Here is a 19,180-nt window from a genome sequence, read left to right as displayed (position 1 = left end):
ATTGGAACTCAAACTCCGAACCACCTGATCCGGTCAATTCCGTAACATCGCTCCGAACAAGAATGAGGCGATTTCTCATCCACCTCAACCACAAATATCCATCTATTCGATGTCGAAGCATATCGGTTGGCAAAAAGTGGGCCAAGACCACTTTTTATTGCGGAATTTGCCTGATTATCGACGCAATTGAAGGCCGACAGGAAGACTGTCTCCGAAGATCATCGCCGAAGTTTCGCCTGCCATTTCTCCCACTTCGCGAACCAATTCAATGAGCCGTTCCGGGGCAGAATGACTCTCCATCCACTTCACGATTTTGACTCGATCCGCTTCAGACAAGTCGCGATAACGATCGCCGGTTTTTCTGGAGAGCTGCATCATCGCCAGGAAATGATTCTCATTCGGATGCCGCTCATTCAGCAACTTTCGAGCCCACTCTGCTGCAACATTCACATCTACAACATCACCGAGCGTTCCATACATCAGTTCACGAGCACCGAGACGCCCGATCGTCCAAATCAGTGCAGGGGACAACGCGCTTCGTTCCGGCTGAGCAAGAAGCCAGAACGCAATCTCGCCGAGTTCATGCTTCCAACCTGCGGGCAATCGCTCCAGCGATCCCAGAAGACGCCACGGTTCGAGTGGTTCCAATCCCGCTGATCCTTTACGTTCTTTCCCGGTATTGCGAGTCCGTCGCATCTCTTCTTTGAACGACGTCATCAACGGATTTGCCAGTGCCTGTTGCTGACCACCTGTCAGTCCCCCGGCCACCCGACGCCACAGAATCCACCACTCATTCAGATTGGCCGCCCCGGGATAGGCGAGTTTGCCTCGCAGTTGCTTCCAGGTCTCAGCAACGCGCCAATCATCGAGAGCAACTCCATAACCAGGCCGCAGCGAGAACCCCAGCAGATTCAGCCATCGTCCTTCATGTTCTCCGCTCTTCTTACGCCCGGATTCCACCTCAAGCAGAATTTCCCAGATCTGCCGCAACAACGCCGGTGGCCAGGCATCGCGACTCAGATCCAGCATCTGCGCAATCCGCTTCGCCAGTCCCCCTGGCTTTTGAGAAAACGGCGGACTGAACGTCTCCTTCAGCAGTGTTCTCACCTGATCGACAGACGCCTCATCCAAGACTCCAGCAGACTCTCCGGCGCCGGAGTGCCCAGATTGATCAGTCTGAGTCGCAGCGCGCACATCGAACTGCAATTGCCATATTCGAGGGCCATCCACTTCACGACACCACACCTGCATCGTGCCGATTTCCGTGAGACTCGCGTAGAGATTCACGTTTAATGTTGTCGCTTGCTTTTCCTTTCCGAAACGCAGCACCGTGCGAATCGGGGGCAGGGCGGTTAACTGCTCACGCTCGACAGGAACAAGCGTTCCCGGCGGGTCAGTCAGTCGCAGACTAGAATGAAACAACGGGAATTCAACTGGCGCCGCTACTGTCAGCGTGAAAGTGTGGTCAGGTAACTGGACCGTTACACCCGGTTCCGTCCCCGCTGGCAACAAACAGAGAGCCTGCAGCTCTCCGCTTTCCGCTCCGACTCCGATGTAATAGGTTCGAGGCAACCCGGCTGCGATTCGAATCCCCTGATTGCGACGGACCATCCCGTAATAGGCGGCGCCACGAGCCACTGCCAGGTCGTGTCGCGGATTCTCCAGCACGATCGGAGCCCATCCGGTTCCTCTCTCGGAGTACCACTCGCACACAACATCCAGCACACGCTCTTGAATCAATGGAGAAAGAAAGGCTCCCCCGTTAAATAGGATGATGTCTGGTCGATCAGATCCCTTCTCATCGAGATCAAGCCCTGACTTCAGATGGGTCGAAAGGAACGAAGCAAGATACTTCGTTACTGCCGGGTCAGTGGCATACGGAAGCCCGAACTCCTGAAACCCGGATCGCTGCTTTTCCGGTCGATCTGTCAGTTTGACCTTTGGAAAAAAACCTTCCAGCAACACCCCAATGGCCTCGTCTCGCGTCAATTCAACGCTCAACGCACCGCCAATCAGACGTGTCCCGGACCCCGGAATCGTCACGACATAAGACTCTGGGGCATTCTCCGAGAACAAAACTTCTTTTGCATGTCGACAAATGCGAACGAGGCTTCCCCACTGGCGCGGCTCCAGTTGTTTGCCTTGAGCCAATCGTGGTTCCAGAAAGTGAGCCAAAGCCAGATCGAGGTTGTCTCCTCCGAGAATCAAATGCTCGCCGACCGCCACACGATGAAATTGAACCTGCTGCGTTGCATGTTCCCGTACGCGAATCAAAGTAAAGTCGGTCGTTCCTCCACCGATATCGCAGACGAGAATATTCTGCCCTGGCGAAACAGTCTCCTGCCACCGATCCGCATGTTCATGTAACCATGAGTAGAACGCCGCCTGTGGTTCCTCAACCAGCATGATGCGAGGAATTCCCGCCCGTTTGGCGGCATCGACAGTCAGTTCTCTGGCGACCTCATCAAACGACGCCGGTAACGTAACCACAACATCCTGCTGCTCCATCGGGAACTCAGGATTCGCGGAATTCCAGGCTTCCCGCATCTGTGCAAGAAAGCTGGCACTCACTTCCACCGGCGAACGCCTCGGCACATCTTCCGACGCACGCCACGGGAGCAGGGCGGAGGTCCGGTCGACACCGGAGTGACACAGCCAGGACTTCGCCGACTCTACCACACGCCCGGGAACAAGCTTCCCCTGTTCTCTGGCAAACACTCCGACCGCATCATTCCTGTCATTCACGTCCCAGGGCATGTTGAGCGAGCCGACCGGGAACTCATGTGCCGCGGCAATGTAGCTGAAACTCGGCAAGGTCTCCCGAGCCTCAATTTCGCCGGGGGCGATCAACTGCGGAACCGAGAATGTCTGTACCTGCCATTTCTCAACCTGCGTATCAACAAAGCAGACCGCCGAATTCGTAGTCCCCAGATCGATGCCGATCACAAAGCGACTGGGAGTCTGTTCAGAAGAATGGTGAGCAACGGAAGCAGGCATACTCAACAGCAATCAGCAGGAAGACAAGCAACAAGTAAACAGACAACAAGTGAAACAGGGGCGGCCATTGACAACCAAACCGCCCGGCAGACAATCGATTTGCAGGTCCATTGTCTCAGATGACGCCCCTGAATGGGAGTGAACCCCAGCCAGCAGTTCATCCCTGTGATCTCCGGTGACGTTCTCGACAGTCTTCGCTCTGAAACGAACTTCCTGACCACAACTTTTTCAGCAAGGGGGGACTTTCCTGAAGACTTGGCCTATCATCAAGCCTGATGAGTTGAGTGTTCAGAAGAGATCTGTCACAGGGAAAATTCCAATTTCCTTCCTGTGACGCTTCGTGATGACGTATCACACAGACACTCATGGAATGACATCTGGCAACGAGGCTCCAAATGAGTCACTGGTCACGTTTTTTGCTCGCTCACGTCGGACTGATGGTTTTGGCAAGTCTTTCTGCCCCACTCGTCGCCGATGACTGGCCTCAATGGATGGGCCCCAAACGAGACAATATCTGGCGTGAAACCGGGTTGTTAGAGAAGTTTCCTGAAGGTGGACCGAAAGTCCTCTGGAGAGCGCCTGTTGCAGGTGGATACGCAGGCCCAGCGGTTTCCGGCAATCGTGTGTTCATCACCGACTTCGTCAGTCAGGACAACATTAAAACCGACAACTTCAAACGTGCTCCGGCTGTTGGAAAAGAGCGAATCCTGTGTCTTGATCAGAGCACAGGAAAAGAACTCTGGCGGCACGAATATCCTGTCAGTTACGAAATCTCCTATCCAGCCGGACCTCGCTGCACACCAACCGTAGACGGCGACCGTGTCTATACATTGGGAGCAGAAGGGAACCTGTTCTGCCTGAATGTGTCAGACGGGAAGGTCCTCTGGTCGAAAGAATTCAAGAAAGAATATGACACCAAGTCTGCATTGTGGGGTTACGCGAGTCACCCCCTGATTGATGGAGACAAGATCATCTGCGTTGTGGGAACAGAAGTCGCTCACGCTGCCGCTTTTAACAAATTGACCGGAGAAGAAATCTGGAGAGCCGGCAAAGCGACCGAACAGGCTTATTGTCCACCGACCATCATTGAGGCAGGGGGGCGCCGACAGCTCATCTTGATGAAGGCTCTCGGCATTTATTCTGTCGATCCGGAGACGGGTAAGCCGTTCTGGGAGTTCCCGTATAAGGCCGACAGTGGTTCCGTCATCATGACACCGATCAAAATCGGCGATTACCTGTACGTGGGAGGTTTCCAGGAAAGGAATCTTCTCCTGAAACTCAATTCAGAAAAACCTGAAGCTGAGGTGGTCTGGCAGGACAAGCAGCGACACGGAATCTCACCCGTCAACACACAACCATTTGTTGTAGAAGACGTGTTATACGGGTTCCATGAGAAAGGGGATCTCCACGCAGTTCAAATCCCCAGCGGTGAAATCCTCTGGCGATCACGCGACCTGTTAAACGGGCGAGCCCCTAACTCAGGGACTGCGTTCATTGTAAAGCAGGGTGATCGCTTCTGGATGTTCACGGAGACAGGTGACCTCGTGATCGCCAACCTCACTCCCACCGGATTCACTGAACTCGATCGAACTCCGCTGTTGAAGCCAACCAACTTTGCCTTTGGTCGTGAAGTCGTCTGGTGCCCACCGGCGTTTGCAAACCGCTGCATCATTGTTCGAAATGATGAAGAATGTATCTGCGTTTCACTCGCCAAATAGTTCGTCTTACGCTCAAGGGGATCATCAACAGAGGTGATCCCCTATTCGATTTTGAACCCTCAAGACCCGACCAATGAATTTCCGATATCGCACGTTTGAGACATCGTTCACCGTCTTCCCCCACATGACTAATTACATGTACCCGATGATCTTCGGTGGGGAAATGCTCAGTCAGATGGACATTGCCGCTGCCATGTGCGTTCGGCGAGCCTTATACGATTCTCCAACTGGTTGTGACAGTGCCGTCACAGTCCATTGTTCGGACATCAACTTTCTGGTCGGGGCTCAGGTCGGAGACCTCATCCTCCTGAAAGCCAACATCTCTGATGTCGGAACAAAATCAATCTCTGTCCATGTCGAAGGGTTCAGAGATCAGGCCATCGAACCAGTGAAACTCTGCGACGGCCGCTTCATTTTTGTCTCACAAAAGCAAGGAGAGCCACACCCTCACGGGCTGACTCTCACCGAATAACCAAAGATCAGCCAAAGGCCATCCGAAGATCAATTCTTCACGCATTCAATGAGAATAGCAGGGGGATTTCGCAGGAAATCACTCCAATATTCCTGATCATTCTCTCCCTGCGGATTCGGAGACAGCTCTGGGTCGTGAATGCGAAAATCGCTGAAGCCTGCCTTCTGAAATGCCTCTTCATAGGAAGAAACAGGAAGGTAGTAGTTTTCGATTTCCAGTACTGAATCCCCAACAGGAATTCGCCACTGGATCGGTGCGCCTTCTTCGACGTCGTCTGCAAGAGCGATTTCAAACCCGTACTTACGATAGTCGGCCCGTTGGTCAAAGTGATACAGACCTGGGTTCGTCGTGAACGTCACGAAACGCCCGCCGGAGCGCAGTCTGCTGGCAAGCCCGTGGCACATCTGATCAAGCTCGGCTCGTGTTCTGGCGTAAACCAGCAGCCATGCTGACGCAACCAGATCATAGTCCTGCTGAGCAACCGCATCGCGAGCGTCCGCAACGCAGTATTCAATCCCCAGCTTTTGCTGCGATTCCTGTGATCGAGCCAGATCGATCATTCGCTCAGAGATATCAAAGCCAACCACTTCGGCTGCACCGGCGTTGCGCAATTTGCGAGTAAAGTGACCTTCACCACAGGCCGCGTCGACAACTCTCTGCCCTTGAAGATCACCCAAAACTTTCATTAGCGAGAAGGTTTCAATCCGGGACCGCCAGGGATCTTCTTTGGCCTGTTTGTATTGCTCAGCTGTACTTCCCTGATTGTAGTCTGTCGTCATGTCTCGCTCCCGCGGTGTCGATGGCTCTGAGGCGTGAATACTACCCCAACCATCACTCAGCGTCGATGGAATCTCACCTCTCCACGGAGACCGAAAATTCCACTGGAAACAAGGCGGACGTCACACCCCAACAGACAATGCCAACCCATTCACAAATGTAAATTCATGGATCAAACCACAGACTTAACCACAGAACTCCGAAGACGCAAACCATTACAAAAAAGGACATTACACCCACAACAAGAACATGCACGCATCTCACTTTCAACATGTAATTTACGCAAAATTAACACTTAGATCGCATACGGCTAGTTACAATCCACTCATTACTGAAATCGCGTCGACGAGCCTGAAATCGACTGCTCATCATTTTGTCTCGGCAGGCACCCAATTCGGAGTTTTGAGGAAATGGATTCACAGCTGACACGTCACCACCGCGCTCATCAACGTGGATTCACTTTAATTGAACTGCTGGTCGTCATTGCCATCATTGCTATCCTGGTGGCGCTTCTGCTCCCGGCAGTTCAACAAGCTCGCGAAGCTGCTCGACGCAGCCAATGCAAAAACAACATGAAGCAGATCGGGCTCGCGTTACACAACTACCACGACGTCTACAATCTGCTTCCGGCCGGATCACTTGGACCAACAGTTCACCAGACCTCAGGTATCAAAAACTCAATCAACTGGCGAGTCTCGATTCTGCCGTATCTTGAACAATCAACGGTCTATAACCAGTTGAACTTTTCAGCCAGCTTTGCGGCAGGCCGAACCGCAGCCGACGCTTACCAAGGAAACCGCGTCCTCAGCGGTCTGGTCGTCGACGCCTTCCGTTGTCCTTCAAGTGCTCTCCCAACGTTTCCGACGGATTACACCAACCGGGACGGTGAAAACATCCTCTTCTATAACCCAGGGCAAGGGATGGGGATTCACTACATCGCCATCTCAGGAGCCGCTCCGAATTTCAGCTGGACGCAGACCACTGGATACGTCGACTGCGGAGGAGGCTGGAGTTGCAGCACCGGGGCAATGCCGGTCAACATGTCCTTTGGATTCTCCCGCCTCACCGATGGCCTGAGCAACACCATTCTGATCGCCGAACAATCCGGGCTCGTCGATGGGGAAGACCTGACATCGAATTACTATGGAGGCTGGCACGGGGCACGCCGACTCTATGACATTAACTCTCCTAGTTGCCAATCGGGAGGGACACGCGACTCATGGCAAGCCGGCGTGACATGCGTTCGCTGGCTTCCAAACTCGTCAATGATCCACAAAGCCAGCTCTGGTCGCCCCTACAACAACAACACCATCCTGAACTCGTTCCACACAGGGGGAATTCACGTTGTCCTCGGAGATGGCTCTGTCCGATTCGTCTCAGATAACGTCGATTTCCAGACATTCAAGAAGCTGGCAATGAAAGACGACGGTCAGGTGATCGGCGAGTACTAAGCCACTTTCAGTCTGACATGTAACCACGCAGCAGTCTTGAAAAGAGAATGCTTGAATGCCGCATGTCAGACACGCCTTGGCATTCCGAAAACCACTCTCGTTGAACAGCTCTCAACTCAGGAAAGTCTCTGTTTCATGTTTCGCTCTTTCTTGGCTTCTCTACTTCTGGTTGTTTCCGTTGGCTGCTCAAAAAGCGGCGAACCGATGGGAACAGTACAGGGGACGGTCACTGTCGCCGGACAAGCTCCAGCTGAACGCCTGAGAATCGCATTCTACGACTCAATGACAGGGAAGGGCGGAACAGGCCGGACTGAGCCAGACGGTCAATTCCAGGTTGAGCGTCCCCTGCCAGTCGGAACGTACAAAGTGATCGTGGACCGCCTGATGCTCAATGAATCCGACCCAGCAGAAGGAAGCCTCGCCTCCTTGAAGATCGATAACGCATACGCAAACGACGTCAGCACTCCGCTCTCACTTGAAGTCGAAGAGGGAAAGAACAAATACGAAATCACCCTCCAGCCTCCACAACCGAAGAAATCCAAAGCGAGATAGCTAAGCAGAATTTCGTAGCGACGTCTCCCAATGTAGTTGATTTTTTGAAGATCCGACTTTGCTTTCGCAATCTTCCACCTTCAAAACGAAATCACGATCACCGGCAGGAAATGTCACGTCGCGAATCCGACATAACTCTCGGCCAATCCAGCTTCCTCGAGCGGTACATCCCCCTCGCCTCTAACAATCATTCGCGGGAACCCATCTGGATTTAGTCTCTGAAATCGGCACAAAAGCAGCGCTGAAGGTTGGTGGAAAGAAGCACGCTACCGCTCACGATCTTCGACGATCGTTCGGGACACGCTGGTCGCTCAAAGTGCGTCCGCCAGTACTTCAGAAGCTGATGAGGCACGCAGACATTACGACGACAATGACCTTTTACGTGAGCCATTAGGCCGACAACATTGCCGACGAGCTATGGAAAGATTTCGCCCAGTGACACTTTCCGTGACACTGGGCGAAAATCGCAAAGCAAAATTGTCGTAAGCCGTTGCGTTACAAGTCGGGACGACGTGATTCGAACACGCGACCTCTTGACCCCCAGTCAAGCGCGCTACCAGGCTGCGCTACGTCCCGATTTTGCCTGATCGACGAAGTCAAAATTCAACTTCGACAGCTAGCGGATAGTAGTCGTGTTCCGCAGTCGATGTCAAAGCAGTTGAAACCTGACCGTCGGGAGTTGTGGATCATCGTGATACAAGCGTGTCGTACAGACGTTCAAGACCACATTTCCCCACTCATTGCAGGAATCAGGACCTTCAGGAAGATTTGCGGTTGCCGCTGCAGAGGAGCCTGCCTCTCTCCCAAGTCTGGTTTGCTCCCTGCATCTCTCTGGAGCTTTCGCTGTTGGAAGCGAAACGACCTTCCATTGGGTTGCATGATGAGGGCCCGTTCGGCATTCTCCATGTATCGACACGATTCAATTTGTCGCTGCCAGTCACACGATCGTGGCACACGAAGAAAATTCGCTCTAAGCCTCCAAGTTGCATTTGAACAGGACCATGCTCATGAGATTTTGTCAGTGGGTTGCAGCCGTTGTCGTGGCAGGAGGAATGGCCGGAGCAGCGAGCTCCGTTCAAGCACAAGAAAAAGGCTTGCTTTACGCACACCGTGGTGGGGCCCATGAGTTCGAAGAGAACACAATGGACGCCTTTCGTAGCTGCTACGACAAGGGCATTAAAGGCTTCGAGACCGACATTCGCATGACGAAAGACGGGGTTCTCGTCATCCTGCACGACGACAGTCTCGATCGCACACACAATGGCACCGGGCCTGTCGAGCACAAAACCGCAGACGAACTGCGTTCGATCACATCCAAGAAGAGCGGACAGAAATTTTTGTTTCTGGAAGAGTTTCTAACCTACCTCGAAGACAAGCCGGGCATCTATCTCGAACTGGAAATGAAGACCAGCAAGAAGGAACTCTATCCAGACGAACGCCTCGAAGAATACTGCAAGAAGATCCATGCTCTGGCGACGAAAAAGCAGCCAAAGGGTTCATACTACTACTTCACATCATTTGATGATCGCCCTTTGAAGATCCTGCACAAAATGGATCCTCAGGCAAAACTGCTGTACATCACCGGTGGACCATGCACACCTGAGTTTATCGAGAAAGCCAAAGCACTCGGCGCCATTCGAGTCGGCTGCAAAATGGACGGGACATCACGGGCTGCTGTCCGTGATGCACAGAAGGCAGGCATCAAAGTGAACGGGTGGCCTGGCCATACCGTTGAGGATTACTACCTCGCTGTCGGGTTAGGAGTTGACGCAATTTGCAGCGACATTCCACTGCAAATTCAGGCTCTCCAACAGAAGATCGCCAAAGAGTAGGGGATCGATTCCGAATTCACTCCGCCTCAGATAAACGTCCGGCCTGAGGTCCTCAGAAAACGATCCATCGAGCTCGCACACTGTGTCCGGCTCGATGGATCTTTCATTAAAGCAATGCTGCAATGCGTTGATACGGCCGCAATTATCGGAGAGCAGGGGAGCGTGCAATCAGTTCATCAACGTGCCGACGAATGTTTCAGACATTGTCGCCCCACTCCCTGAGCCTGCGCGGACACCGAGAAACGCGAGAAACTCATCAATCTCGTGGAAGACTTTGACACCGAGGACCGTTTCTAACTGGCGTAATGCGTTTCGGTGCTCGACCCGATCAGGTGCCGAGACCAGTTTCGAACATGTTGCCAGGTTATGAAACCCTGCGCGCGTCTTCAGGTCATAAAGCAGGTAATGCACCTTCACGTTCGTCCAGACCCCGATCACACCGACTGGAACTTCAGCACGGGAATGATCATCAACAAGTGCTTCAAGAGTGTCTGATAACGGCGTATCTTCAAAGTCATTAATCCCCGTCGCGTCGACAATTGCCGAACGGCCGCGATCTCGACTAAATGCTTCCACCGCATCGACGAACTTAGCACCATGCGACCCCATGATGCAGTGTGGTCCGAAGAATTCGAGTTCCGCCTGCTGTCTTGGATCGTCCGGATCGTGCCAATCGCGAATGTGAACGACCCGTACATGTTCGGCCGATGCGCAGGCAGACAGAGCACGAACCAAGGGGCCCTTTGAGGGATCAGCGCCGACCAGACGCAAGGATTCTTCCCGTCCAATATGGAGCTTGTTGGGAATCGGCTGACCAGACGGAATGGGAGCGATAAAATCGTTCTGCAAGCACTCACAAATCAGCAATGATCGTGACTGCTGAGTTTGATACGTCGTTACTCCGACCGGGTTCGATTGAATCGAATTCGGTGAAAGAGTTTCGGCATTAGGGCTCGCAAAACTCGTGGTATCAGATCGCTTCAAAGGATGGTCAGGCCGCGACGCCGTGAGAATGCTTGAACGAAACGGAACCGACGTTGCAGGAAGTCGCCCGAGCAGCTGGCGTCCATCGTTGATTCGTTCCGACATTGATTTCACAGTCAGAGACGCAATCAGATCAATCGTTGATTGGCTTACTCCTGCCTGTGCCAGAACCTCAACCGGTAGCGGCTGATTACAAATGTTCTGCATTGTTTCAAAGATATTGCCTGAAGAATCGAAAGGGCGTTTCCCTGTCAGCAAATAAAAGGCCGTTGCCCCCAGCGAGAAGAAGTCGGACGCCGAACTCACATCGTTCGGGCTGCGAATCTGCTCGGGACTCATAAATGAAGGAGTCCCCATGATCCCCTTCGTCTCGGCCGAATCACCAGATTTTTCCATCTTGGCGATGCCGAGATCCGTCAACTTCACACGGCCGTCATCAGCTCTCAACAACAGGTTTGAAGGTTTGATGTCCCGGTGAATGACGCCGCCTCGATGCAGCGACATCAAGACTACAGACATGTCTCGGAGCAGAGTCAGGACCTCAGCTTCTGTCATGGGGCCCGACGCCGCGATCACTTCGTCGAGATTCTTCCCGGCGACATACTCCATGACAAGATACGCGCCTGCCGCGATATGATCGAAGTCAAAGACACGCACGAGCCCCGGTTCGTCGATCGAAGCACAGATACGTGCTTCTCTCAGAAATCGGGCCGCTGCGTCTCCCCCTTCAGAGAGAGTCGCTTTCAGAAGTTTGACCGCGACAGGGATGTCCAGATTGGAGTGCCAGCCTCCATAGACGACGCCCATTCCCCCGCGCCCCAACTCCCGCAATAGACGGACTTTTCCCAGTAAAGGGGCACCATCCTGCGTCGGCAGTTGCTGGATCCAGTCAAACATCCAGAGTCCCTTAGAGCAAAATCCGAATTGATGTCACAGGTTCTGAAAGACAGAAACAGGACAGACAAAAACGATCGAGTCCCGGAAGCAGTCCAGATTTGCCTACACTCAACCTGTGTGAGACGCTCATGAACCAGAAGCAAAGTCAACTTTAGTAGTCAGTTTCACCTGACAGGCCTTAAAAATATCCTAATAAATTCTCAGTGTCAGACACAGCCATTCCCGCCAGAGGCTGACAATCGCCCTCACTCAACAGGAAGACTCCAGTTGAGCTCATTACCATGAATAGCGAAATCCCTGCCTATAAAACAACAATCACTCATATAAGAAGATAACAGATTTACTAGAACGACCTGCCTATTCGTTCCAGCCCCAACAAGTTCACACCAGGAAGGCCGTCCACGATGCGTTTCAGCAAAACACTCAGCCAAGAGCGTTTGGTTTTCCGCACAATCACCTTCCTGTAAGCATGACAGCTCCATTCGACACCAGTGGAAGTACATTCAGCTAATGCGAACAGACGACAAACAATCATGCCACAATTCGTAATCCTGACCCACGATTGGCCGGACCTTCACTGGGACCTCATGCTCGAGTCCAATGGAATTCTGAAAACGTGGCGACTTCTATCGCAACCGACTGCCGAATGCGTCATTGAAGCAGTGCCAATCGCCGATCACAGAATTCACTATCTGAACTATGAAGGCCCAGTCTCCATGAACCGGGGGAGCGTCCACCGATTCGAGCATGGGGATTATTCCGAGCAGCCCCAAGCCTTAAACGCGGAACCAATGATTTTCTCCGGGAACCTGCAGCTGAACGGGAAAACGTTCAAGTGGAACGCAGAATTCATCGAGAATGGAGAAAAAACGATGATCAAATTGACACAACAAGCTTTAAAATAGGAATTTACAGTCGACGAAACTTCGAGAAAGCACCAGTCTCGACCCTCGAAAACGTTCGCATTACCGAAATGAATGTGACAAAATCTATAAGAAGTCTCGATTTGAAGCGAACAGTCTGAGGCGAAATCGTGGTATTCATTTTGAAGGGAAGATCTTTTCAGGGGAATGGCGCTAACCATGTCCTGAAATACACTTTCCATCTGAAAGGGACATGAGATGCAACTGGACAACATGATGCACAAAGACAACATTCTCAAAGCGAGTCAATTTCTCGCCGTGCTGGGGGTTTTGTTTGCAGCGTCAACTGTTGTTGCTGCCCCTCCCCAGAAGTTCAGCACTGGACTTTCAGATCGCGTTGTTCAGTTCATTGATGGTGAAATTGCACAGGGTTGGGAAGACAACGAAGTCCAGCCAAGCGCGATCGCTTCAGATGAAGAGTGGATTCGTCGGGTCTATCTGGACATTGTCGGGCACATTCCACCAGCCCAGAAGGTGTTGGCGTTTCTCGATGACAAGTCTGAAGACAAACGCACCAAACTGATCGAAGAACTGCTCGCTGACCCCAACTACATCCGGAATTTCACCGAAGTCTGGACCAATGTTCTGATCGGACGAAACACTCCTGACCGGACAAGTCGGGTTGGAATGCGAAAGTTTCTGCGAGAAGCATTCGCTCGAAACCGTCCATGGAATGACATTGTTTACGACCTGCTGACTGCAGAAGGGCACTTTGAAGAAAACGGTGCCGTCAACTTCCTGCTGGCTCAGCTGGCCGGAAACGTGAACTCGGAAGAGTACCACGTCGAAGCGACCGCAAACACAGCCCGAATTTTCCTGGGGATGCAGGTTCAATGCACACAGTGCCATAACCACCCGTTCAACGAGTGGAAGCAGAATCAGTTCTGGGAATTCAACGCCTTCTTCCGTCAGGCCCGTCGTCAGGATCACGACAAGTACGATCCTGAATCCGGCCGCATGGTCGACGATTACTCGGAACTCGTTTACCGAGACTTCTCTGGTCCAGTCTACTTCGAAAACCGGGGCGGTTTGGTACAGGTTGCGTACCCAACCTACCTCAGCAACGAAATCGAACGAGACACCCCGGACCGCCGCGAAGAACTCGCCAAGTTGATCTGCCGTACTGATCCGCAGCATCAGCTAGCCCGAGCGATGGTCAACCGAACATGGGGCCATTTCATGGGTTACGGTTTCACCCGTCCAATCGACGACATGGGACCTCACAACCCTGAAAGTCACCCGGAAGTTGTTGAACGATTGACAGAAGAATTCGTCGCTCGTGGCTATGACGTAAAACAACTGATCCGTTGGATTTGCAATACTCAGGCGTATAATTTAACGAGTCAGTACAACAGCAAGAACGAAATCGACAATCCGTCAGCCGGCGAAGTTCCGCTGTTCAGCCATATGTATGTCAAAACCATGCAGGCCGAGCAGTTGTACGACTCGCTCATGATTGCCACCAGTGCAGACGGCAGTGGAGCAATCTTGACAGGCGATCAGCGAGAACGCGAACGATGGTTGACTGACTTCCTCCGTATTTTTGGTGGAAACGAAGATGACGAACCAACTCTCTTCAGCGGAAGTATTCCACAAGCTCTGTTGATGATGAACGGTGCCTTGGTACAGAAAGCGATCAACGGAGAGAAGGGAAGTTTCGTCACGTCAGTTCTGTCTGACCCACGTCACAGAAACGACGCGAGCCGTGTTGAAATCATGTTTATCGCAGCACTTGGACGACGTCCTGACAAAGGCGAAATCCGTCAGCTGCAACGATTGATGGCATCAGAACGAGATCCGGTCCGAGCCTATCAGGACCTGTACTGGGCTCTCCTGAACTCCAACGAGTTCATCGTCAATCACTAAGAGACTTTTGAATTTCAGTAGTACAGAATCAGGATCACAGGCATCAGCAAGCAAGCCGTGCCATTGTCCTGATAAAGAAAAACGGTGCGGGCCAACAACGGTTGCTCGAATCTGACAATCAGATTCGAGCAACCGCATCGGACAGACGAAATCCAACAGGTTCGGCTGTCTCGCACTGACAATGTTGTTCGTAAAGAGCAGAAAGACCTCAAACATGTTCGACACGATTCCAACCGGTATGTCTCGACGCCACTTCCTGAGCCACATGGCAATGGGAGGAGCAACGGCATTAGGGGCATCGCACTTCCTGTCGCATCTTCAGGCAAATGCTGCGGAAGTGAAGTCCAACCAGAAGGCGTGCATCCTCATCTGGTTGAACGGCGGAGCTCCGACAATCGACATGTGGGATTTGAAGCCGAACTCAAAGAACGGCGGCGAATTCAAACCGATCAGCACCAAGGGTGACCTGCAGATTTCGGAGCAGCTTCCGGAAATCGCCAAGGTGATGGACAAACTCTCGGTTGTACGCTCAATGAGCACCCGAGAAGCCGATCACATGCGTGGTACTTACTACATGCATAGTGCTTACGTTCCAAACCCAACCGTGGTTCACCCACCGTTCGGTTCGGTCGTCAGCTACGAACTCGCTCCAAAGCGCAAAGAGCTGGAAATTCCGGCCTTCATCTCCATCGGAGGTGGAAGCATGAATCCAGGCTTCCTCGGAATGTCACATGCCCCATTCGTGGTGGATGGACGCGGCAATATTCAGAACGCCAAGATGGACGGGATGGACGCTCAGCGTTTGAACCAGCGTCTCCAGATGCTGGGAACGATTGAAACAAACTTCATTCGCTCCAACCGTGGCGACGCCGGACAGGCGCACCAGGACGTCTATAAGAAGGCCATCAACCTGATGACCTCTTCGCAGATGTCAGCATTCAAAGTTGCCGAAGAAGCGCCTGAAGTCCGCCAGTCATACGGCGGGCACCAGTTCGGTGACATGCTGCTGATGGCCCGTCGACTGGTGGAGAAGGGCGTTCCATTCATCGAAGTTCAGTTCCCAGGTGGCTGGGACTTGCATGACGATGTTTTCAATCGTCTGAAGAATACCAACCTGCCACAGTTGGACACCGGAATTGCTGGCCTGACCCGTGACCTTGAACAGCGCGGAATGCTGGAGAACGTCACGATTGTCTGTATGGGCGAGTTCGGTCGTACTCCACGTATCAACCAGAACGTCGGGCGAGATCACTGGGCAACCAGCTGGTCGCTGCTTGTCGGGGGTGGTGGACTGAAGGGCGGACAGGCAATCGGTGCCACCAACGAAGACGGTGACCGCATCATCAGCGAGAGTTACCTTCCAGGTGATCTCTGGGCAACAATCGCTCATGCACTGCGAATCCCGTTGAACACCGTCCACACGTCAAAACGTGGTCGTCCAATGCCACTTGCAAATGGCGGTCAACCAATCAAAGGCTTGATCAGCTAAATCGCAGCAGAGCAATCGCCGGTCGAATCGTTCTTCCGGCATTTGACCTGCAGTCACGTTTATCAGGGCCGAGCTATTTGAAGCGAAACGGAACTTGGAATCGAACTGGCATCTCAATTCGTTGAGCACTGTCATTTTGATTGGGGAACAACAGGAAATGAGGAACAGGAGCGGGTACCTTGTTCCTCATTTTCTGTTTGAGTCGATGTAGGAACTGACGTGGCAGACTCAGAGGAAATTCGGCCTCGTATTATTCCGAGCGAAGAGTTTGTCCAACTCTTCACGCGGTCACAGCGAGCGGTGTACCTATTCATTCTTGCACAGGTCGGCAACGTCCACAGTGCAGAAGAAATATTGCAGGAAACGAATCTGGTCATCTGGGCCAAGCTTGACCAGTTTGTGGTCGACACAAACTTCCTCAGCTGGGCGCGTCAGATTGCCAAATTTGAAATCCTCAAGCACAGGCAGCGATTCCGACGAGAGAAGCTCACGTTTTCTGAAGAGTTCGTGGCCGCGGTTGCTGAAGAAGCAGCCCAAATTTCGGGAGAGCAAGAACTGCGACGAGAAGCGTTGCACCATTGCCTTTCAAAGTTACAAGCCAGTGACCGCGAACTCATCGAGCAGCGTTATCAACCTGGGCATTCCGGTAAAGACCTTGCAGTCCAGTTAGGGCGTCCAGCAAATTCGGTGTATCAGTCACTCGGGCGAATTCGAAAGATCCTGCTCGATTGCATTCACAGACAACTTGCCACTGAAGTTCCTACTTAGAAATTTCAACGCAGTAACAGACAAAATTTCAAGACGTGTTCACTGACTGCCATTTCAGTCAGTAGCAAGAGAATCAGTAATTAACGCCTGGGAATTCCAGGGTATTTCAAACCGTTTCATTCGAGTAGTACCGTGACCAGTCGCGAACGCCAATTCATCTTGCAAGTTGTGGAGAATCTCTGCGAAGAGATCGCCACACAGAAAGAGATTGAGCGACTTCAAGCGATCACACTTCAAGACCGCGACGCACTCCGCCTCTACATCGAAGCTATGGAGTTGCACGGGGAACTCTACTGGGATGCCGCTGGAGCGGGCTCGACAGAAATGCCTGTCTACAAGCCATCAGCTCCACCGCAGGAAGAACCGGTATCCGTCAAAAGGCCAACACGCCGCCTGTTTCTCATTCCTGCGATTGGTGCATCACTTCTGCTTCTCGCGACCATCTCATTTTGGCCGCGAAACAATGGACAATCAGCGTCCGTTGACCTTGCTCAGTCTGAACACTCGGTGACGCACTCAGACTCGTCCAACACCGATTCGGCAGGACCATCGATCATCCCAGAGATCACTCTCCCAGCCGTTCCAATGCGAAACGGGGAGAACTCTCAGGCTGACAATATCCACGCAGTCTCAATCCCAAGTCGACCTAACAAACCGACTCGACCACTCCCAAGTTCTGATACAGGCATCGTGCAACTCATCAACAATGAGCTGCAACAGATGCAGAAGGAAGCCGGCGTCTCTGCTGGTCCTGTTGCTTCCGATTCGGAATGGATTCGACGTATTTATCTGGACGTTGCTGGCCGTATTCCTACGACCAAGGAAACAGAACAGTTCCTCAACAGCAATCAAGACAACAAGCGAGCGGACGTACTGGATCGTTTGCTGGTGAATCCGGAATTCGCCAGACATCAGGCATCGGTCTGGACCAATCTCCTCGTCGGTCGCGCTCGCGTGAAGGGAATTCATCGGGAAACGCTCTATGCGTGGCTGAATCGCCAGTTCCGAGAGAACCGTCCATGGCGTGACACGGTTGAAGAACTGATTGCCGCCGTCGGAACTCAAGAGAATGGACCTGCCAACTTCCTGCTGGCCCATCTGAACAATCAGGCGGTCCCCGCAACAGCAATTGCTGCAAGAATCCTGCTATGCCAGCAGTTGCAGTGTGCACAATGCCATCAGCACCCGGAGATCAAGAACTGGGAGCAGTCCAAATTCTGGGAACTGAATGCGTTCTTCCAGCAAACAAAAATCAAAGAGTCGATGGCATTCGATCCTAAGAAGAATGAAACCATCTACACCCGAGAGTTAGTCAACAACGACACATTTGGACCGACGTTCTACGAAAGCCTGAAAGGGGTTTTGCAGGTCGCCTACCCGAGCTACAGCGGGGTCGAGGTGATGACTGAACCTCGATCGCCACTGCGTGATCAACTGGCAGACCTCCTGTTCAGCGGGGATCATCCACAAACCGCTCGTGCGTTCGTAAATCGGACCTGGGCTCAGTTTTTTGGATACGGATTCACCAATCCCATCGACAACATGGGACCGCAAACTCCGGTCAGCCATCCAGAGTTGCTCGAACAACTGACAGCCGCATTCGTTGCCAGCGATTACGACGTCAAACGACTTGTCCGCTGGATTTGCCTGTCGGACGCCTACCAGTTGAGCAGTCAGGTTCCAGAAAAGCAGCTGGGAGATACGCCTGAACTCGGTGATTTCGCCTTGTTCACCCGCATGTACGTGAAACCTCTCACAGCCGAACAACTCTATGACTCTCTACTGATCGCCAACACGGCGAACTCCAGCACACTGTTTGATCGACAGGTCGAATCAAATCGGGAAGAGTGGCTTTCGCGGTTCTATACCTCAGTAGAAACCGAAGAGAACAGCGAATCCAGCACCTTCGACGGTACGCTGACGCAAGCCTTGATGATGATCAATGGCGACCTCGTTCTCAAAGCAACCGACATCGAGAAGAGTCGGGTCCTCTCTCAGGTCATCAACCACAGAGGTTGGCATGAGTCAGAGCGAATCCGTCAACTTTCTCTTGCTGCTCTGTCTCGGGTCCCTTCTGAAGACGAGCTGAACAAGATTGGCGACCTTGTCAAACGCTCGATTCGAGCGAAAGCCGAGCGGAACATCCCGTATCAGGTCGCGCTGGCCGAAAGCCTGAAAGACGTCTATTGGGCTTACCTCAATAGCAGTGAATTCGCCGTAAATCATTGAGCAGTGAACATTGATCCGAGTCCGCGAGACCGGTTCTGGTGACAACTCATTCACTGTTCATGCTTCCCAGAGCCGTCTCTACGCTGTACGGCTCACTCTCCCGTTCTGTTTTCTCGCCTGAACCCTTTGTGACATTCCGATTGCCTCCCGGCAGGCGATTTGTCAGCGAAGTCAGCCTGGAATCGCACGCATTCCAAATTCCTTCATTCTGCTTTCTTGCAGAAA

14 protein-coding genes and 1 tRNA gene are annotated in these 19,180 nt (G+C 52.5%); 11 read left to right on the top strand and 4 right to left on the bottom strand.

All coding sequences use genetic code 11. The annotated features are described in order from the left end of the window. Window positions 1-174: 174 nt before the first annotated feature. The gene (locus tag SH527x_RS00770) at window positions 175-2,997 is read right to left on the bottom strand and encodes an Hsp70 family protein (RefSeq protein WP_437192748.1); all 2,823 of its coding nucleotides are present in this window, start codon (window positions 2,995-2,997) and stop codon (window positions 175-177) included. A gap of 395 nt (window positions 2,998-3,392) precedes the next feature. Here SH527x_RS00770 and SH527x_RS00765 point away from each other — a divergent pair, with 395 nt between their 5' ends. Together SH527x_RS00765 and SH527x_RS00760 are read left to right on the top strand one after the other, a co-directional pair. Then, a complete protein-coding gene (locus SH527x_RS00765) occupies window positions 3,393-4,715 on the top strand; it encodes a PQQ-binding-like beta-propeller repeat protein (protein WP_437192747.1) in 1,323 nt (440 codons plus the stop codon). Window positions 4,716-4,788: 73 nt separating this feature from the next. Then, window positions 4,789-5,187 carry an acyl-CoA thioesterase gene (locus SH527x_RS00760; RefSeq protein WP_437192746.1) on the top strand — a complete coding sequence of 133 codons (399 nt, stop codon included), beginning with the start codon at window positions 4,789-4,791 and terminating at the stop codon, window positions 5,185-5,187. A gap of 29 nt (window positions 5,188-5,216) precedes the next feature. Here SH527x_RS00760 and SH527x_RS00755 read toward each other — a convergent pair whose 3' ends face one another. Continuing rightward, window positions 5,217-5,966 carry a class I SAM-dependent methyltransferase gene (locus SH527x_RS00755; protein ID WP_437192745.1) on the bottom strand — a complete coding sequence of 250 codons (750 nt, stop codon included), beginning with the start codon at window positions 5,964-5,966 and terminating at the stop codon, window positions 5,217-5,219. A gap of 408 nt (window positions 5,967-6,374) precedes the next feature. On the opposite strand from SH527x_RS00755, the gene SH527x_RS00750 reads away from it, so the two are divergent. The 3 genes from SH527x_RS00750 (at window position 6,375) to SH527x_RS00740 (ending at window position 8,361) form a co-directional block, all read left to right on the top strand. After that, window positions 6,375-7,415 (top strand): DUF1559 family PulG-like putative transporter, encoded by a 1,041-nt coding sequence (locus SH527x_RS00750; RefSeq protein WP_437192744.1) that lies wholly within the window; start codon window positions 6,375-6,377, stop codon window positions 7,413-7,415. A gap of 135 nt (window positions 7,416-7,550) precedes the next feature. Continuing rightward, on the top strand, window positions 7,551-7,967 hold the full coding sequence (locus SH527x_RS00745) for a carboxypeptidase-like regulatory domain-containing protein (protein WP_437192743.1): 417 nt from the start codon (window positions 7,551-7,553) through the stop codon (window positions 7,965-7,967). Between the two features lie 205 nt (window positions 7,968-8,172). Beyond that, complete coding sequence (locus SH527x_RS00740) at window positions 8,173-8,361, top strand: tyrosine-type recombinase/integrase (protein ID WP_437194663.1); 189 nt, start codon at window positions 8,173-8,175, stop codon at window positions 8,359-8,361. 108 nt (window positions 8,362-8,469) lie between these two features. On the opposite strand, the gene SH527x_RS00735 is transcribed toward SH527x_RS00740, so the two are convergent. Then, a tRNA-Pro gene (locus SH527x_RS00735) sits at window positions 8,470-8,543 on the bottom strand. Window positions 8,544-8,974: 431 nt separating this feature from the next. On the opposite strand from SH527x_RS00735, the gene SH527x_RS00730 reads away from it, so the two are divergent. Beyond that, the gene (locus SH527x_RS00730; protein WP_437192742.1) at window positions 8,975-9,799 is read left to right on the top strand and encodes a glycerophosphodiester phosphodiesterase; all 825 of its coding nucleotides are present in this window, start codon (window positions 8,975-8,977) and stop codon (window positions 9,797-9,799) included. Between the two features lie 168 nt (window positions 9,800-9,967). Here SH527x_RS00730 and SH527x_RS00725 read toward each other — a convergent pair whose 3' ends face one another. Then, window positions 9,968-11,680, bottom strand: a complete 1,713-nt coding sequence (locus tag SH527x_RS00725) for an isochorismatase family protein (RefSeq protein WP_437192741.1) — start codon at window positions 11,678-11,680, stop codon at window positions 9,968-9,970. A gap of 533 nt (window positions 11,681-12,213) precedes the next feature. Here SH527x_RS00725 and SH527x_RS00720 point away from each other — a divergent pair. The 5 genes from SH527x_RS00720 to SH527x_RS00700 all read left to right on the top strand — a co-directional run bounded on the left by SH527x_RS00720 (window position 12,214) and on the right by SH527x_RS00700 (window position 18,955). Then, window positions 12,214-12,585, top strand: a complete 372-nt coding sequence (locus tag SH527x_RS00720; protein ID WP_437192740.1) for a DNA polymerase ligase N-terminal domain-containing protein — start codon at window positions 12,214-12,216, stop codon at window positions 12,583-12,585. 216 nt (window positions 12,586-12,801) lie between these two features. Beyond that, window positions 12,802-14,469 (top strand): DUF1549 domain-containing protein, encoded by a 1,668-nt coding sequence (locus SH527x_RS00715; protein ID WP_437192739.1) that lies wholly within the window; start codon window positions 12,802-12,804, stop codon window positions 14,467-14,469. A 214-nt stretch (window positions 14,470-14,683) separates the two neighbouring features. Then, window positions 14,684-15,958: a DUF1501 domain-containing protein gene (locus tag SH527x_RS00710; RefSeq protein ID WP_437192738.1), complete on the top strand. Its 1,275-nt coding sequence runs from the start codon at window positions 14,684-14,686 to the stop codon at window positions 15,956-15,958. Window positions 15,959-16,177: 219 nt separating this feature from the next. Further along, window positions 16,178-16,726, top strand: a complete 549-nt coding sequence (locus tag SH527x_RS00705) for a sigma-70 family RNA polymerase sigma factor (protein WP_437192737.1) — start codon at window positions 16,178-16,180, stop codon at window positions 16,724-16,726. A 132-nt stretch (window positions 16,727-16,858) separates the two neighbouring features. After that, window positions 16,859-18,955 carry a DUF1553 domain-containing protein gene (locus SH527x_RS00700; RefSeq protein WP_437192736.1) on the top strand — a complete coding sequence of 699 codons (2,097 nt, stop codon included), beginning with the start codon at window positions 16,859-16,861 and terminating at the stop codon, window positions 18,953-18,955. Window positions 18,956-19,180 lie beyond the last annotated feature (225 nt).

Origin of the sequence: Planctomicrobium limosum (assembly GCF_051465645.1) — a bacterium.
Taxonomy (GTDB): Bacteria; Planctomycetota; Planctomycetia; order Planctomycetales; family Planctomycetaceae; genus Planctomicrobium.
The sequence above is the reverse complement of the archived record's forward strand: the minus strand, read 5'-3'. Positions and strand labels throughout refer to the sequence as shown.

What these genes read in the sequence shown, in the direction of transcription:
- SH527x_RS00770 (WP_437192748.1), bottom strand. Translation starts at nt 2,997, where the DNA reads ATGCCTGCTTCCGTTGCTCACCATTCTTCTGAACAGACTCCCAGTCGC.
- SH527x_RS00765 (WP_437192747.1), top strand. Translation starts at nt 3,393, where the DNA reads ATGAGTCACTGGTCACGTTTTTTGCTCGCTCACGTCGGACTGATGGTT.
- SH527x_RS00760 (WP_437192746.1), top strand. Translation starts at nt 4,789, where the DNA reads ATGAATTTCCGATATCGCACGTTTGAGACATCGTTCACCGTCTTCCCC.
- SH527x_RS00755 (WP_437192745.1), bottom strand. Translation starts at nt 5,966, where the DNA reads ATGACGACAGACTACAATCAGGGAAGTACAGCTGAGCAATACAAACAG.
- SH527x_RS00750 (WP_437192744.1), top strand. Translation starts at nt 6,375, where the DNA reads ATGGATTCACAGCTGACACGTCACCACCGCGCTCATCAACGTGGATTC.
- SH527x_RS00745 (WP_437192743.1), top strand. Translation starts at nt 7,551, where the DNA reads ATGTTTCGCTCTTTCTTGGCTTCTCTACTTCTGGTTGTTTCCGTTGGC.
- SH527x_RS00730 (WP_437192742.1), top strand. Translation starts at nt 8,975, where the DNA reads ATGAGATTTTGTCAGTGGGTTGCAGCCGTTGTCGTGGCAGGAGGAATG.
- SH527x_RS00725 (WP_437192741.1), bottom strand. Translation starts at nt 11,680, where the DNA reads ATGTTTGACTGGATCCAGCAACTGCCGACGCAGGATGGTGCCCCTTTA.
- SH527x_RS00720 (WP_437192740.1), top strand. Translation starts at nt 12,214, where the DNA reads ATGCCACAATTCGTAATCCTGACCCACGATTGGCCGGACCTTCACTGG.
- SH527x_RS00715 (WP_437192739.1), top strand. Translation starts at nt 12,802, where the DNA reads ATGCAACTGGACAACATGATGCACAAAGACAACATTCTCAAAGCGAGT.
- SH527x_RS00710 (WP_437192738.1), top strand. Translation starts at nt 14,684, where the DNA reads ATGTTCGACACGATTCCAACCGGTATGTCTCGACGCCACTTCCTGAGC.